This window comes from uncultured Gelidibacter sp. (assembly GCF_947500795.1).
Classification (GTDB): domain Bacteria; phylum Bacteroidota; class Bacteroidia; order Flavobacteriales; family Flavobacteriaceae; genus Gelidibacter.
Genome location: NZ_CANMTE010000002.1, coordinates 525,454 through 540,743 on the forward strand (window position 1 = coordinate 525,454; position 15,290 = coordinate 540,743).

Sequence of the window (15,290 nt, forward strand, 5' to 3'; positions counted from 1 at the left end):
ACAAATGTAGCATTTGAAATTGTATTTTTGATTTTTAACCTTTGAAGATTGCCTTGTGGAAAATCCTTTTGACGATGTCTATTTTATGAGAAAAGCTTTGCAGGAAGCTGAAATTGCCTTTGATAAGGGCGAAATCCCTGTGGGTGCCTTAATTGTGATTGACAATAGGATTATTGCAAGAGCGCATAACCTTACGGAGTTGCTTAATGATGTCACGGCCCATGCCGAAATGCAGGCTATAACAGCTGCGGCCAATTTTTTAGGTGGAAAATACCTGCTTAACTGTACCCTTTACGTGACTTTAGAGCCTTGTCAGATGTGTGCGGGAGCTTTGTATTGGAGTCAGATTAGCAGAATTGTATACGGCGCTAGAGATTTTGAGCGCGGTTGCCTTTCTTTAAATACGAAGTTACATCCTAAAACGGTAATGATTGGTGGTGTTTTAGAGGAAGAATCGGCAGAATTGCTAAAACGATTCTTTATTGAAAAGCGAAATTTAAATTAAAATTTGCGTTTTTCTTTTTCACGCATCTTATCTAAATTCTCCTTAGTTAGCATATAATCTTTGAAGTTTCTATCCTTCCAACGGTGGTAAGTGAATAATGGAAACACTACCAAAAACAGTCCAACGGTGCCAAAACCGATCATCTTTTGGGAATATTCGGTCTCAAAGATAAATCCGGCAGCAATACTGCCTAACGTTAAGATTACCAATACGATTATTAAATATTTCATTATTGTGTGATGTTTATTAGTTTGCGACGGTACATGGTGAGCAGTTTGGATTTGGATATAAATCCAACATAAATTCCGTTATCTACCACAGGCAAATTCCAAGCATTGCTATCTTGGAATTTTTTCATGATTTCAGTCATCTTGTCTTTATTAATGTCGATGGTGTCCGGTGGCGCTTGCATCACATCGCGAGCAAATACTTCAGAATACAGTGTTGGGTCAAACATAATTGGGCGAATGTCGTCCAATAAGATAATCCCTTTCAAAGTATTGGTTTTAGCATCGACCACGGGAAATATATTCCGATTTGATTTTATTACTGCCTCGTGTACAATATCGCCCAAAGTCATCGTGGTAGTAATCTTAATAAAATTTGTTTCAATAACTTTATTAATGTCCATCAAGGTTAACACCGCATGATCTTTGTCGTGGGTAATGAGTTCTCCTTTACGCCCCAATTCCATAGTATAAACGGAATGTGGGTGAAAATATTTCGTAATCCCGAATGATATGGCGGCCGTAAGCATAAGCGGTATAAATAACTCATAGCCACCGGTGACTTCGGCAATTAAGAAAATTGCAGTTAGAGGTGCATGAAGTACCCCGGCCATTAAACCCGCCATGCCAACTAGCGTAAAATTACTTTCAGAGACAGGATAATTTGTGAATCCACTGTGATTGATAAGTTTGGCAACACAATTGCCCATAATGCTGCCCATAAATAACGTTGGGGCAAAAATACCACCAACACCACCAGCTCCAAAAGTGAGCGCACTGGCAATAATTTTAAAAAACACCAAGCCTGCTAAAAGCAAAATGACCACCCAAATGTTTTCTACATTGAGATTTAAAAAATTATTCTGAATGGCTTTTTGATGATTCCCAGCAATTAAATTATTAATCACTTCAAAGCCTTCACCGTATAAGGGAGGAATAAAATAAATTAAGACGCCCAAAAGCGAACCTCCAATCAGCAGCCTTTTTATGGGTGAGTTCACCCGATCAAAGAGCCGTTGTATGCGATCATACACTTCAGTGAAATAAATAGACGTAAATGCGGCAACAACTCCTAAGATCAGGTAAAATGGTGCGTCCGATAATTTAAATCCGTCCTCCAAACTGAAGGGTAGAAGCACATCATTGCCAAGAAAAAAATAAGAGGTCAAAATTGCCGATAATGATGCCGTTAGTAGCGGTAACATGGAGGCAATGGTCAAATCTAAACTGAATACTTCTATAGCAAAAATAATGGCAGCAACAGGTGCTTTAAAAATGGAGGACATGGCTCCCGCTGCGGCACAACCTATCAATAAATTGCGCGTGGATTGATTGACGTGAAATAGCCGTGCAATGTTTGAACTTATGGCCGCTCCCGTAGCTACTGTAGGGCCTTCCAATCCCACAGAGCCACCAAACCCGACCGTGAGCGGTGCAGTAATAACAGAGCCGAACATTTGATAGCGTTTCATGAGGCCTTTACGCTTTGAGATTGAATAAAGCGTTGAAGGGATCCCGTGACTTACCTTATGCCTGATGACATATTTCATAAGGAAGTACACTAAGGTCAGACCAACAATGGGAAACAGGAAATAGAACGCCTCTTGGTAATACTTCACCAATTGCCCTTCCATGATACTCTGGATAAAATGCGTGAGGTTTTTTAGAACAACCGCACCCAAGCCAGAAGTAAAACCAACCAAAATACTTAGAATAATCACAAACTGATTGTGAGAAATGTATTTAGCTCTCCAGATGAGGAGTTGCTTAAAAAGTGGTCGTTTAGGCATTTTTAAATCTACTAAAAAATATGTCCCGATGGTTATCGGGACACGGTTTAAATTTTATTAAGATTTGAGATTCAGTTTTAAACTGAGTTCCTCTAGTTGTTTGTCATCAATTGGAGCAGGAGCGTCAATCATTACATCACGACCGTTGTTGTTTTTTGGGAATGCAATAAAATCGCGAATGGTTTCTTGTCCACCTAAAATGGCAACCAATCTGTCCAATCCAAATGCTAATCCACCATGTGGCGGTGCACCATATTGGAACGCATCCATTAAGAACCCAAATTGAGCTTTTGCTTCTTCAGGAGTGAATCCTAAATAATCAAACATTAGAGATTGGGTCTTTTTATCGTGAATTCTGATCGATCCACCACCAATTTCATTACCATTTAATACCAAATCATAGGCGTTGGCTTTCACTGCTCCCGGATCAGTATCTAACAATTCCAATTGTCCTGGTTTTGGAGATGTAAACGGATGGTGCATCGCGTGGTAACGGTTGGTTTCTTCATCCCATTCCAATAATGGAAAATCTACAACCCATAACGGTGCAAATTCTTTAGGATTACGTAAACCTAAACGCGTTGCCAATTCCATACGTAAGGCGCTTAACTGCGTTCTTACTTTATGTGTAGGTCCTGAAAGCACACAAATCAGGTCTCCAGGTTTTGCGCCTGTTATTTCGGCCCATTTTGCTAAATCTTCTTGATCATAGAATTTATCAACAGACGATTTGAAAGTCCCATCCTCATTGTAACGTGCGTAAACCATGCCTAACGCACCAATTTGCGGACGTTTTACCCAATCAATCAATTGGTCAATTTCCTTACGGGTATAAGCGTTTCCGCCAGGTACAGCGATTCCAACTACCAATTCAGCAGTGTTGAAAACACCAAAATCTTTATGTTGTGTCACTTCGTTTAACTCGCCAAATTCCATTCCGAATCGGATGTCTGGCTTGTCATTACCATACTTTTGCATCGCTTCATCATACGTCATGCGTGGGAATTTTTCAATTTCCACTCCATTCACTTCTTTAAGTAAATGACGGGTTAAGCCTTCAAAAGCATTTAAGATATCTTCTTGTTCAACAAAGGCCATTTCGCAGTCAATTTGCGTAAATTCTGGCTGTCTGTCAGCACGTAAATCTTCATCCCTAAAACATTTCACAATTTGGAAATACTTATCCATGCCACCAACCATCAACAATTGTTTAAAGGTTTGCGGACTCTGCGGAAGCGCATAAAACTGCCCTTCATTCATGCGGCTAGGTACCACAAAATCGCGTGCACCTTCTGGTGTAGACTTGATTAAGTATGGCGTTTCAACCTCTATAAAACCTTCGTTTGATAAGTAGTTGCGAACTTCTTGCGCTACTTTCGCTCTAAAGATTAAACTGTTTTTAACAGGATTTCTACGGATGTCCAAGTAACGGTATTTCATACGTAACTCTTCACCCCCGTCAGTGTCATCTTCAATAGTAAATGGAGGAAGAAGTGCTGAATTCAATACTGTTAATTCTGAAACCAAAATCTCGATATCTCCCGTAACCATGTTCGGGTTTTTTGAGGTACGCTCAATGACGGTTCCTTTTACTTGAATAACAAACTCACGACCTAAGTTTTGCGCTTGTTCCATCAATGCTTTTGGCGTGCGTTCCGCATCAAAAACAAGTTGCGTAATGCCGTAACGATCGCGTAAATCTACCCAAAGAACAAACCCTTTGTCGCGACTCTTTTGAACCCATCCTGATAAAGTAACTTCGTTATTGATATGTGATGCTCTTAACTCACCACAGTTGTGACTTCTGTACATAGTATGAAAAATTGAAATGCAAATTTAATGAAGTTCTATGAGTATCAAATAAAAAGGTTTAACAATTATGGGCTTTTATATTTTGATGATTTAAGCGGGTTGAAATGAAAAAAACACCCCTTCCAAGTGTAGGAAGAGATGCTTTTAATTAACACTTATCTTAATGATTATGAGCCGCACATCAAGCAGTCATCACCTTCAGCTGCTTTGGCTTGGGCGATTAATGCTTTCATTTCTTCTGCGGACATTGGTTCTACTTCTGTAGTTTCTTGAGCAAAGGTTACCGCTGCTTTTGCGGCCTGTTGTTTTTGTTGCGCGATTAAGTTGTTGTCAATGGCGCTAACATCAGCAATTGCTGCTACAGGCTCTTGTTTTTTTGCATTATCTAAAGTGAATTTAATCGCATCTACAGCGCTCTTCGTTCTTAAATAATACATTCCTGTTTTTAAGCCGCTTTTCCAAGCATAGAAGTGCATAGACGTTAATTTGGCCATTGTTGCACCTTCCATAAACAAGTTTAAAGATTGCGATTGGTCAATGAAATAACCTCTATGACGAGACATGTCGATAATGTCTTTCATGCTCATTTCCCAGACTGTTTTGTAAAGTTCTTTAATGTCTTGAGGAATGTTTTCAATATGTTGGATGGAACCGTTGGCTCTCATGATTTCCTGTTTCAAACCTTCGTTCCAAAGACCTAATTCCACTAAATCTTCCAACAAATGTTTGTTAACGATGATGAATTCGCCAGAAAGCACACGACGTGTATAAATATTAGACGTGTAAGGTTCAAAACACTCGTTGTTGCCTAAAATTTGAGAGGTACTTGCGGTTGGCATTGGTGCCACTAATAAGGAGTTGCGAACACCGTGCTTTTTAACTTCAGTGCGAAGTTTTTCCCAATCCCAGTTGCCACTCAATTCGTCATCATTGATGCCCCAAAGGTTGTGTTGAAACTCGCCATTGCTTATTGGAGACCCTTCGTAAGTAGAATATGGACCTTCCACTTGCGCCAATTCCATACTAGCTGTAACTGCAGCATAGTACAAAGTTTCAAAAATATCTTGGTTCAGTTTTTTAGCTTCATCACTCGTAAATGGCATACGCAACAAAATGAAGGTGTCCGCCAATCCTTGAACGCCCAAACCTACTGGACGGTGACGTAAATTGGAGTTTTCAGCTTCTTTAACTGGATAGTAATTACGGTCAATAACCTTATTTAAGTTTTTTGTGACGCGTTTCGTGATTCTAAACAGTTCTTTGTGATCAAAAGTTCCGTTTTTCACAAACATTGGTAACGCGATAGACGCCAAGTTACATACTGCAATTTCATCTGGAGAAGTGTACTCCATAATTTCAGTACATAAGTTTGAAGAGCGAATTGTACCTAGATTTTTCTGGTTAGATTTTCTATTGGCCGCATCTTTATAAAGCATGTATGGTGTGCCCGTTTCAATTTGCGATTCTAATATTTTCTCCCAAAGCTCACGTGCTTTTACTGTTTTTCTGCCTTTTCCTTCAGATTCATATTTGGTGTAAAGAGCTTCAAATTCTTCACTGTGTACATCACATAAACCTGGACATTCATTAGGACACATTAACGTCCATGGACCGTCTTCTTGTACACGTTTCATGAATAAATCAGAAATCCACATCGCATAGAACAAGTCTCTAGCACGCATTTCCTCTTTTCCGTGGTTCTTTTTTAAGTCTAAGAAATCGAAGATGTCTGCATGCCAAGTTTCCATGTAAATTGCGAAACTTCCTTTGCGTTTTCCACCACCTTGATCCACATAACGTGCCGTGTCGTTAAACACTTGAAGCATTGGGACAATACCATTGCTCGTGCCGTTTGTGCCTGCAATATAACTACCTGTTGCTCTCACATTATGGATAGACAATCCAATACCACCGGCAGATTGCGAGATTTTTGCTGTTTGTTTTAAGGTGTCATAAATACCATCAATACTATCATCCTTCATGGTTAAAAGGAAGCAAGACGACATTTGTGGTTTTGGTGTGCCTGAATTAAAAAGAGTTGGGGTAGCGTGTGTAAAGTATTTTTTAGACATGAGCTCGTAAGTCTCAATAGCCGATTCAATATCATTGCCATGAATACCTACAGCCACACGCATCAACATGTGTTGTGGACGTTCCGCAATCTTACCGTTTAATTTAAGTAAGTACGAACGTTCTAAAGTTTTAAAACCAAAATAATCATAACCAAAATCGCGATTATAAATAATTGTGGAATCTAATTTCTCTTTGTTTTCCATGATGACTTCATACACATCATCGGCTAGTAAAGGCGCTTTTTTACCAGTTCTTGGGTTGATGTAAACATACAAGTCATGCATGACCTCACTAAAGGTCTTTTTTGTGTTTTTATGAAGGTTGGAAACTGAAATACGTGCTGCCAATCGTGCGTAATCAGGATGGGCGGTGGTCATTGTAGCTGCTACTTCAGCTGCAAGATTGTCCAACTCACTAGTAGTTACGCCATCATAAAGACCTTCAATAACTCTCATTGCAACCTTAATCGGGTCCACAAGCTCATTAAGTCCATAACATAATTTTCGAACTCTAGCAGTGATTTTATCGAACATCATTGGTTCTTTCCTGCCATCTCTTTTTACTACATACATACAATTACACGTTTTAGTTTTTCAGTAGCACCTATACTGAAAAGTTAATAATAGTTGGTTAATATATTAAGATACTCATTTAATTTGACATCAAACGGTCTTGATTTTAAAAGTAAAACAGCCCTATTCTGAAAAGCTTCAGAATCTTAAGTAGCACTTAGGATGAAATTGGGTTGTGGTTAGAAATCAGCGTCAAAGTTGAATTTATCTTTCTCCTCTTCTTTATTCATGACACCAGCTTTTTGATATTCAGACACGCGTTTTTCAAAGAAATTTGTTTTTCCTTGAAGCGATATCATATCCATAAAATCAAAAGGATTTGAGGTGTTATATTCTTTTTCACAATCTAATTCAGATAGCAATCTGTCAGTAACAAATTCAAGATATTGTGTCATCAAATTAGAATTCATACCAATCAAACTCGCTGGTAATGATTCTGTGATGAATTCACGTTCAATATCTAAAGCCTCCACAAGAATTTCTCTAATACGTTCTTTAGACACTTTATTGACAAGGTGATGGTTGTGTAAGTGCACTGCAAAGTCACAGTGTACGCCTTCATCACGGGAGATTAATTCGTTTGAAAAAGTCAGTCCTGGCATTAATCCGCGTTTTTTCAACCAGAAGATTGAACAGAACGCACCTGAGAAGAAAATGCCTTCTACCGCTGCAAACGCAATAAGGCGCTCAGCAAAACTAGGAGATTCAATCCATTTTAATGCCCAATCTGCTTTTTTCTTAATAGCAGGGAAATTATCAATAGCATTGAATAACTGTCCTTTTTCTTTTTCGTCTTTAACGTACGTGTCAATCAATAGCGAATAGGTTTCACTATGGATGTTTTCCATCATAATTTGGAACCCATAGAAAAACTTGGCTTCACTATACTGCACTTCATTGACGAAGTTTTCAGCTAAATTTTCATTAACAATACCATCACTAGCAGCAAAGAATGCTAAAATGTGTTTGATGAAATAACGCTCGTCGTCATTTAATTTATTGTTCCAATCTGTAAGGTCTTGGTGAAGATCAATTTCTTCGGCCGTCCAAAAACTTGCTTCAGATTTTTTATACCAATCCCAAATATCATGATGTTGAATAGGAAATATTACAAATCGATCTTTATTTTCTTGCAGAATTGGTTCAATAGCTTGAGACATTTTTGTTGAGTGTTTTTTTTTGTAAAAATTAGACGAAATTTTTCGCGTGATTTGGAATCAATCAAAGATTCAAAATTACGGTTGAAAATGAAAGGTATATTTATAAACATTGTCAACAAGTTTTTAACAAAGCCTGTTTTTTAGTTTTCCACAATGCAATTTTATGAAGAATTTGCTTTACTGATAATCAGTTATTTGCGATGTAAAAATGCTTGTAAGCCTTGTAAACACAAGGAAAAGAAATTGGATTTTTGAGAATTTTATAAGCAAGTGATCCGTTGGTTTCTGCCTATAAAAAAAGGAGCTCAAAAAGTGCTCCTTCAGTCCCTTAAAAATTAATTAGACAACTCCTACTGTTACAAGATAAAAATTGCAGTAAAAAGTGTTTTTTTTAAAAAAGTCAGGGGTTTTCTCTCTGACTTTTCAATGATTAATAGCATTTAATCTGAAAGTGAATCCCCACGATCACTTTTGTTTAGGTAAAATAAATTCCTATATCAAATATCATAAATTTATAGTTCTATTTGGAGGACGTTTGTATGGTTGGTATAAAATAATGTATAGTTGGCGGTTCATAGTGGCGTTAATTTATGGTCATTAAGCGTTTTTATATTAAATTGAGGCTAGAGTATGCGCATTATACATTAAACGGAACTAATCATACATATTTGTATCAATCACATTCATAATAGTATTATATTTAATTTATGGTTAAAGCTGTAATTGTTGATGACGAACCTAAAGCGATCCAGAGCCTCTCGTGGGAGCTTTCTAATTTTAGTGATGATATTGAGGTAATCAGGACATTCACTAATCCGGAAGATGCTATTGACTATATTGACAATAGTGTGCTGGACTGTCTGTTTTTGGATATTCAGATGCCTACGATGGACGGTTTTCAGTTTTTAGGCAAACTCACTAATAAAGATTTCGCGGTGGTAATTACGACGGCTTATAATGATTTTGCTATCAAAGCCTTAAAACACGAAGCTATCGATTATCTACTAAAACCGATAGATTCTGATGACCTTGAGGAAACTATCAAAAAGATTAAAAAGTACACTTACAAATTGGCGAATTCCACCAAAATTGAGGAAGTACTTCTTAATTTTAACGCAAAGTTTGATCAAAAGAAGATTACAATCAATACCGATGGCAAGCTTATTTTTTTAGATGCTGAAGAAATCCTGTTTGTAGAATCTGACGGTAATTATTGTACCATTATCATGGAAAATTCCCATAAAATTGTAATTACGAAGAAGTTGAAGGAAATGAACAGCATTTTGCCGGAGAACCAATTCTTCAGAATACATAATTCCTTTATCATCAACTTAAAGAAAATCAAAGAATACATTAAGAGCGAAGGCTACGTAGTTATGGAGTCAAACCATAGAATTCCAGTGGCGCGCCAACGAAAATCTGATTTTTTAGAGAAGTTATAATCCAATGCAATCTAATCTCCTTAAACAAATAACTCGTTTTCAGTGGCCCTTAAGGGCTTTGGTAATTGCACTCTTATTTTGCATGTGCCACACCTTGCATGCGCAGAAAGACCCGTCCTTAACTTTTGAAAACACTTTAAAAGATTTAAAAGGTTCTTGGCCAAATAATTATGAAGCCATACATGCTATGTTCTCACGATTTCAGAATGACAGTGTGGTCTTGCGGACTTTGGCTTTAAAGGCCGAAGAGAAGAACTCGTTGGAAGTTGAGAGTTATGCGCTCAATAAATTAGGGGAAATTTATAGAAATATCTCTTCTTATGATGCGGCTTTGGAAATGCATTTTAAAGCTCGGAAACTTGCAATGCAAGCCAATAACATCCAATTGGAAGTCATCAGTCTCAATATGATTGGTGTTGTTTATAGGCGGATGGATTTCATAAAACCGGCACTCGATTATCATAAGAAAGCCCTCGATATTGCAAATGGGGTTAAAAATCCGTCGAAAGAATTGCGAGCTAGTATTGCTGTTTCCCAAAACAGTATGGGTAATATTTATTTGACTTTAAAACAGTATGATTTGGCTATCACTCAGTTTGAGAAATCCCTGGTTATCGAGAAGCAATTGGGCAATAAGCTCGGATTGGCTATTAATTATCATAATTTGGGGTATGCTGATGAGGCTAAAGGACTTTTAGATGTTGCACTGGAAAACTATGAACGGAGTCTAGAGTATAACGAGCAAATAGATTCTGAAGTTGGCCGGGTTATTTGCTATAACAGTATTGGTCAGATTTATATCAAACAAGAAAAATATCAGGAGGCTAAGCTTATTATTGAAGACGGTCTGAAAAAAGCGGTCCAATTGGGAGATCAGTTTTACATTTCCTATGCTTATATTAATCTGGGATGGGTGCAAAGTGAATTATATCAGGACGAAGAGGCAGAGGCGAATCTTAAAAAAGGTTTAGAAATTGCTGAAACCTACGGATTAAAAACTTCCAACGTTGATGCGAATATGCAACTTGCAGATTTTTATAAGAGGAAAAACGATTTTAAAACGGCGCTCAGCCATTATGAAAAAGCGGTAGAACTTGAAAAAACGATTTTCACTGACCGTAATATGCAGTATGTGAGTGATATTATTATCCAATACGAAAATGAAGCAAAAAACGACCAAATTATTCAGCTTGCGAATGAAAATGAGTTGGTAAAATCGAGAATGCAACGTAATCAGACCATATTTTGGTTTGCAATTTTAGTCTTGGCGATCACGGCAGGAGCTATGATTGCGGTTAATAGAACCCGACAGTTAAAGCACGAAAAGCAAATTGTGACTTTAGAGCAAGACATGTTGAGAAGTCAGATGAATCCTCATTTTATCTTCAATTCATTAAATTCTATTAAGCTTTATATCATCAATAACGAGAAGGAAAATGCAGTGTATTATCTGAATAAATTTTCAAAGTTTATCAGAAAAATATTGATTGCTTCAACGGAGAAAGAAATTCTACTGGAAGATGAATTGGATACCATGCAATTGTATATGAACATTGAAAACATTCGTTTTTCAAATGAAATTAACTTTACGATTGATGTGGCTCCGGGAATCAATACTGCAGGCATACGTGTACCATCGCTAATTTTACAACCTTTTCTGGAAAATGCACTGTGGCACGGTCTTTCTTCCAAAAATGATGATAAGCGAATTGAAATGAGAGTTTATAAGGACACTGAAGAGTATATCACTATTGCCATTACAGATAATGGAATTGGACGGAAGGCATCTCAAATCATCAATCATAATAGGGTTCTTAAGGGAAAATCGGTGGGATTGGCCATTACCAAAGCGCGATTGACCAATTTCTCCAAAAGGTTTACGTCGGATTATAAAATGGATATTCAAGACTTGTATGACGACCAACGCCAACCGGCAGGAACACGAGTTGTGGTCAAAATACCAATCCGTAAAAACACTTAATTGATTGTTTTATTTTAGGTCGTCACTATAAAATTATTGCTTTAGTCCAAAAGGTTGTGCCGGAAGTTTCTTTTCCCAATCCTTCCCAAACAATGACGTGAGATATGCAGCTATTTTAGTATTGTTGTCTTGAGATGTTTTATAAGTTATTGGGTCTACAATGCAATTTTTGCTTATAAATCCAATGCCGTATTCATTTTTAAAAGCTTCAAAAGTTTCAGGACTAATTGCCGCCAATCCATGCACGATAAAGTTGACAGTTCCCTTAGAAATCTCCGATTTCAAGTCTTCCGTTGAAAGATTGCTAATGTCCTTAGTTGTTACCGTAATAGGAGCGATAGTTCCTTTGTTGAGCTGAGCTTTCTTTTCTAATCTGATGGTTATGGTGTTGTTGCGTTCTGTAATTCTTACTGGATAAGAGGTGAGAGCGGTAGCGTCTTCTGTGTGAAACCTAAACTCATATTTCCCTTTTTCTGGAAGTTCAACAGTAAAACTTGACAATGTATTGATCTCGAATTTTTCATTGGTTTCAGTAATGAAAAACACCCCATTAACCGTGGTTTGTTCTGTTAGATTTTCAAAAACTACAGTGGCGGTAATAGGCGTTGCATAACTCGTATAAACCGATAATAGTGCAATCAGTAGGGTGGAGAATAGTTTCATAATCTATCGTGTTAGGTGGCTCTAAAATAAGTAAAATATCTTGATCAATCAATTTGATACAACTCAAAAAAGGCATAACGGTCAATGTTATGCCTTTTCTGAGTTGTGTAAATTATTGACCAGTTCTAATTTCCTAAAGCGCCTAACATAGAACCATATTCCGAGGTTTTGATTGTTAAATTAGTTTCTTCAACACCTATACATTGCATGGTCATACTGTTTTTGTCTTTCTTTTTGTCGACAAACTGCATCTCCATCATTAGTGCATTTTTGCTGTATTTTTCCATCCATGCAGGATTGAATCCTTTTGGTGACTTTGTTTTTCCATTCTCCCACATTTTGTTGAAACTAATAGGAGCTTCATTGGTAACGTAAAAGATGATTTTGCTATCTGCATTTTCGCCCTCAAATCCGTCGCAATTGTAGCCTAAAATGGTTTTGGACCCTATTTTTTTGAAGGTGTAATCGGAATCATTCTCGTCAGAAGTAAAATCGCTCAGTTTTATTTTAGATGTTTTCACGATTTTTTTGCCCATCATCTCCATAAACATTCCGGTAACAGCGTTTGCGTTATCCATCACAGTAAACATTTTCATGCCTTCTTGGCCTTGCGACATGGCAGCGATGTCAAATCCGAAATAGTCAGCGTCTTTTTTTAGATAATAATCAAATTGGATATCATCTTTCTTGTTGGTCATTTTGAGTTTGTAGATGTAATCAAAATCGTAAGTGCTTCTAAGTCCTTGTGAATCGTTTTGTGCAACCATCATCATTGAAGAAAGTAGAAAACTGATGCCTACAGCTAATCTGAAAATTATTGAATATCTCATTTGTTTTTGAAATTAAAGAAGTTAACATATTGCTAATCTGTAATTTACAAAAATAAATGCTAAGGTGATAAAAGAATGTATGCTATGTATGAAATGGTGTGTACTTGGAACTGTAAGTAGATTGTTATCGGTTTTCGGCAACTTTTTCAAGTTCCATATACCAGTCTTCTCCAAATTTTCGGATGAGTGCTTGCTTCACAAATTTATAAACCGGCACTTGAAGTTCCTTACCTAAGGTGCAGGCATCATCGCAAATTTCCCACTTATGGTAATTAACGGCAGAAAACTCAGAATAATCCTTTACACGAACAGGGTATAAGTGACAGGAAACAGGTTTTTTCCAATCAATTTCACCTTGATTGTGAGCTTCCTCAATAGCGCAAAGGGCGGTACCTTTATTGTCGAACATTACATAAGCACAGTCAGCACCGTCTATAAGAGGTGTTTCAAATTCGCCATCTTCAGTAGTGATAAAAGTGCCTTGAGCTTCCACTGCGTCAATTCCTGCCTGACGCATAAACGGTTTTACCTTCGGATAAATATCCTGCATAATTTTTGTTTCCTCCAAATCTAAGGGTGCGCCCGCGTCTCCATCAATGCAACAAGCGCCTTTACATGCCGATAAATTGCATACAAAATCCTTCTCGATGATGTCTTCTGAAACGATGGTTTTTCCTAATTGAAACATAATGTATTAGCTTAAAAATGAGGTGTGTTTTGATCAAAAATTGCGGGACAAAAGTAACCAAAATTTAGAGTTATTTAGTATAATAAATCGATATTAAACTTCTACTTTTGCAAAAAATTAAAGCTTAAGCATATGCAACTTGATTTTAAAGAGATTTTTACAGCATTTATGATTCTTTTCGCGGTGATTGATATTATTGGAAATATTCCGATTGTCATTGATTTGCGTAAGAAATTTGGACATATTGAAAGTGGTAAGGCCTCTATAATTGCTGGTATCATTTTGATTATCTTTCTTTTTATAGGTCAGAATATTTTGTCATTAATTGGGATTGATATCAACTCGTTCGCGGTAGCTGGTGCATTTATCCTGTTTTTTATCGCCATAGAAATGACATTGGGCATTACCCTGTATAAAAATGATGAAAGTAGTAGTATGACCGCAACGGTCTTTCCACTGGCATTTCCGTTAATTGCCGGTCCTGGTAGTTTGACCACATTATTATCTTTACGAGCCGAATATGCGGTAGAAAACATCATTGTTGCGGTTTTAATGAATGTTGTTGTTATCTTTATCGTGTTAAAAACATCATCAAGAATTGAACGATTTCTTGGTCCGAGTGGTATCAATATTATCCGAAAAATCTTTGGAGTTATTTTATTGGCCATTGCCGTAAAATTATTTGCCGCCAATATTAAGACTTTGTTTGAACTTGTATAATACCTAAATTATGAAAATAGCAACCATTATCTTATCTATAATTGCATTGGGACTTATTGTTTTCAATGTGACCAAACTTAATTTTGACAACCTTTTTCAGGGAGAAAGTGCAGTTGCACTGATCACAATATTAACTGCGCTGTGTGCAATTGTATTGCTACAAATCCTTAGAGTTTCAAAACGAATTGACAAGCTTTCTAAGGAAAAGCGTAATGTTTGATGTATTGATAGTTGGAGCTGGAGCCGCTGGCATGTCTTGTGCCTTGGTTTTAGGATCAGCTAAATCGAAGCCCTTTGCTGAGGATAAACGCATAGGATTAATTGCGCACCAAAGAACTTCGCATTTACAAAATGCCCTATTCAATAATGTTTTAGGATTGCCGGCAGGGACTTTAGGTTCCGATATTCTAACGGCCGGTAAAGCGCAGCTTGCCTCGCTTTATCCACATGTGGAGCAGATTGAAAAGGAAAAAGTAAAATCTGTTGTTAAATCTTCTGAAGGATTTACTGTTATAACCAATAAGGGAACTTATGCTGCTAAGTTGGTAGTGATTGCTGTGGGCTATACTAATTTGATAACTATAAAAGGTTTAGAATCATATATAGAAGCGCATCCAAAAGCGGCACCTGCAAAGGAACGTATTTGGTTGAAAAATGAAAATCATGTCGTAGAGCCTGGTTTGTTTGTTGCGGGAACTTTGGCCGGATTAAGAAGTCAATATGCTATTGCTTGTGGAACTGGAGCTCAAGTAGCTACTGATATTTTGACGCTTTGGAATGATGGAAAAGACACTCACGTGCATGATAAAATTTGAATACGTGGCGTA

The 15,290-nt window shown here is 37.2% G+C and carries 14 protein-coding genes; 6 read left to right on the forward strand and 8 right to left on the reverse strand.

Annotated features, from left to right (window positions below):
* Positions 1-55: 55 nt before the first annotated feature.
* The gene (locus Q0947_RS07510) at positions 56-505 is read left to right on the forward strand and encodes a nucleoside deaminase (RefSeq protein ID WP_299394704.1); all 450 of its coding nucleotides are present in this window, start codon (positions 56-58) and stop codon (positions 503-505) included.
* Here the strand turns inward: Q0947_RS07510 and Q0947_RS07515 are convergent.
* The 5 genes from Q0947_RS07515 to Q0947_RS07535 form a co-directional block, all read right to left on the reverse strand.
* Complete coding sequence (locus tag Q0947_RS07515; RefSeq protein WP_299394706.1) at positions 502-735, reverse strand: hypothetical protein; 234 nt, start codon at positions 733-735, stop codon at positions 502-504. The two genes, Q0947_RS07510 and Q0947_RS07515, sit on opposite strands and share 4 nt — an antisense overlap.
* A complete protein-coding gene (locus tag Q0947_RS07520) occupies positions 735-2,522 on the reverse strand; it encodes a chloride channel protein (RefSeq protein WP_133756752.1) in 1,788 nt (595 codons plus the stop codon). The genes Q0947_RS07515 and Q0947_RS07520 overlap by 1 nt, the downstream gene beginning before the upstream one ends.
* Before the next feature lie 57 nt (positions 2,523-2,579).
* Positions 2,580-4,334, reverse strand: a complete 1,755-nt coding sequence (gene aspS, locus Q0947_RS07525) for an aspartate--tRNA ligase (protein ID WP_299394712.1) — start codon at positions 4,332-4,334, stop codon at positions 2,580-2,582.
* A 167-nt stretch (positions 4,335-4,501) separates the two neighbouring features.
* A complete protein-coding gene (locus Q0947_RS07530) occupies positions 4,502-6,979 on the reverse strand; it encodes a ribonucleoside-diphosphate reductase subunit alpha (protein WP_299394717.1) in 2,478 nt (825 codons plus the stop codon).
* A gap of 179 nt (positions 6,980-7,158) precedes the next feature.
* Positions 7,159-8,139, reverse strand: coding sequence for a ribonucleotide-diphosphate reductase subunit beta (locus tag Q0947_RS07535; protein ID WP_299394722.1), 981 nt, complete (start codon positions 8,137-8,139; stop codon positions 7,159-7,161).
* 707 nt (positions 8,140-8,846) lie between these two features.
* On the opposite strand from Q0947_RS07535, the gene Q0947_RS07540 reads away from it, so the two are divergent.
* Together Q0947_RS07540 and Q0947_RS07545 are read left to right on the forward strand one after the other, a co-directional pair.
* Positions 8,847-9,581: a LytTR family DNA-binding domain-containing protein gene (locus tag Q0947_RS07540; RefSeq protein ID WP_299394727.1), complete on the forward strand. Its 735-nt coding sequence runs from the start codon at positions 8,847-8,849 to the stop codon at positions 9,579-9,581.
* A gap of 4 nt (positions 9,582-9,585) precedes the next feature.
* Positions 9,586-11,562 carry a tetratricopeptide repeat protein gene (locus Q0947_RS07545; RefSeq protein ID WP_299394732.1) on the forward strand — a complete coding sequence of 659 codons (1,977 nt, stop codon included), beginning with the start codon at positions 9,586-9,588 and terminating at the stop codon, positions 11,560-11,562.
* 33 nt (positions 11,563-11,595) lie between these two features.
* Here the strand turns inward: Q0947_RS07545 and Q0947_RS07550 are convergent, their stop codons facing one another.
* The 3 genes from Q0947_RS07550 to Q0947_RS07560 all read right to left on the reverse strand — a co-directional run bounded on the left by Q0947_RS07550 (position 11,596) and on the right by Q0947_RS07560 (position 13,743).
* Complete coding sequence (locus Q0947_RS07550; protein WP_299394738.1) at positions 11,596-12,225, reverse strand: hypothetical protein; 630 nt, start codon at positions 12,223-12,225, stop codon at positions 11,596-11,598.
* A 125-nt stretch (positions 12,226-12,350) separates the two neighbouring features.
* A complete protein-coding gene (locus Q0947_RS07555; protein WP_299394742.1) occupies positions 12,351-13,055 on the reverse strand; it encodes a DUF4412 domain-containing protein in 705 nt (234 codons plus the stop codon).
* A 124-nt stretch (positions 13,056-13,179) separates the two neighbouring features.
* The gene (locus tag Q0947_RS07560) at positions 13,180-13,743 is read right to left on the reverse strand and encodes a DUF3109 family protein (protein ID WP_299394747.1); all 564 of its coding nucleotides are present in this window, start codon (positions 13,741-13,743) and stop codon (positions 13,180-13,182) included.
* A gap of 132 nt (positions 13,744-13,875) precedes the next feature.
* Here Q0947_RS07560 and Q0947_RS07565 point away from each other — a divergent pair, with 132 nt between their 5' ends.
* Genes Q0947_RS07565 through Q0947_RS07575 form a run of 3 tightly spaced genes read left to right on the forward strand, consistent with a single transcriptional unit; the run spans position 13,876 to position 15,278 of the window.
* Positions 13,876-14,463, forward strand: coding sequence for a MarC family protein (locus Q0947_RS07565; RefSeq protein WP_299394751.1), 588 nt, complete (start codon positions 13,876-13,878; stop codon positions 14,461-14,463).
* 10 nt (positions 14,464-14,473) lie between these two features.
* The gene (locus tag Q0947_RS07570; RefSeq protein ID WP_299394755.1) at positions 14,474-14,683 is read left to right on the forward strand and encodes a hypothetical protein; all 210 of its coding nucleotides are present in this window, start codon (positions 14,474-14,476) and stop codon (positions 14,681-14,683) included.
* Positions 14,676-15,278, forward strand: a complete 603-nt coding sequence (locus Q0947_RS07575) for an NAD(P)/FAD-dependent oxidoreductase (RefSeq protein ID WP_299394759.1) — start codon at positions 14,676-14,678, stop codon at positions 15,276-15,278. The genes Q0947_RS07570 and Q0947_RS07575 overlap by 8 nt, the downstream gene beginning before the upstream one ends.
* Positions 15,279-15,290 lie beyond the last annotated feature (12 nt).

What these genes read in the sequence shown, in the direction of transcription:
- Q0947_RS07515 (WP_299394706.1), bottom strand. Translation starts at nt 735, where the DNA reads ATGAAATATTTAATAATCGTATTGGTAATCTTAACGTTAGGCAGTATT.
- Q0947_RS07520 (WP_133756752.1), bottom strand. Translation starts at nt 2,522, where the DNA reads ATGCCTAAACGACCACTTTTTAAGCAACTCCTCATCTGGAGAGCTAAA.
- aspS (WP_299394712.1), bottom strand. Translation starts at nt 4,334, where the DNA reads ATGTACAGAAGTCACAACTGTGGTGAGTTAAGAGCATCACATATCAAT.
- Q0947_RS07530 (WP_299394717.1), bottom strand. Translation starts at nt 6,979, where the DNA reads ATGTATGTAGTAAAAAGAGATGGCAGGAAAGAACCAATGATGTTCGAT.
- Q0947_RS07535 (WP_299394722.1), bottom strand. Translation starts at nt 8,139, where the DNA reads ATGTCTCAAGCTATTGAACCAATTCTGCAAGAAAATAAAGATCGATTT.
- Q0947_RS07540 (WP_299394727.1), top strand. Translation starts at nt 8,847, where the DNA reads ATGGTTAAAGCTGTAATTGTTGATGACGAACCTAAAGCGATCCAGAGC.
- Q0947_RS07545 (WP_299394732.1), top strand. Translation starts at nt 9,586, where the DNA reads ATGCAATCTAATCTCCTTAAACAAATAACTCGTTTTCAGTGGCCCTTA.
- Q0947_RS07550 (WP_299394738.1), bottom strand. Translation starts at nt 12,225, where the DNA reads ATGAAACTATTCTCCACCCTACTGATTGCACTATTATCGGTTTATACG.
- Q0947_RS07555 (WP_299394742.1), bottom strand. Translation starts at nt 13,055, where the DNA reads ATGAGATATTCAATAATTTTCAGATTAGCTGTAGGCATCAGTTTTCTA.
- Q0947_RS07560 (WP_299394747.1), bottom strand. Translation starts at nt 13,743, where the DNA reads ATGTTTCAATTAGGAAAAACCATCGTTTCAGAAGACATCATCGAGAAG.
- Q0947_RS07565 (WP_299394751.1), top strand. Translation starts at nt 13,876, where the DNA reads ATGCAACTTGATTTTAAAGAGATTTTTACAGCATTTATGATTCTTTTC.
- Q0947_RS07570 (WP_299394755.1), top strand. Translation starts at nt 14,474, where the DNA reads ATGAAAATAGCAACCATTATCTTATCTATAATTGCATTGGGACTTATT.
- Q0947_RS07575 (WP_299394759.1), top strand. Translation starts at nt 14,676, where the DNA reads ATGTTTGATGTATTGATAGTTGGAGCTGGAGCCGCTGGCATGTCTTGT.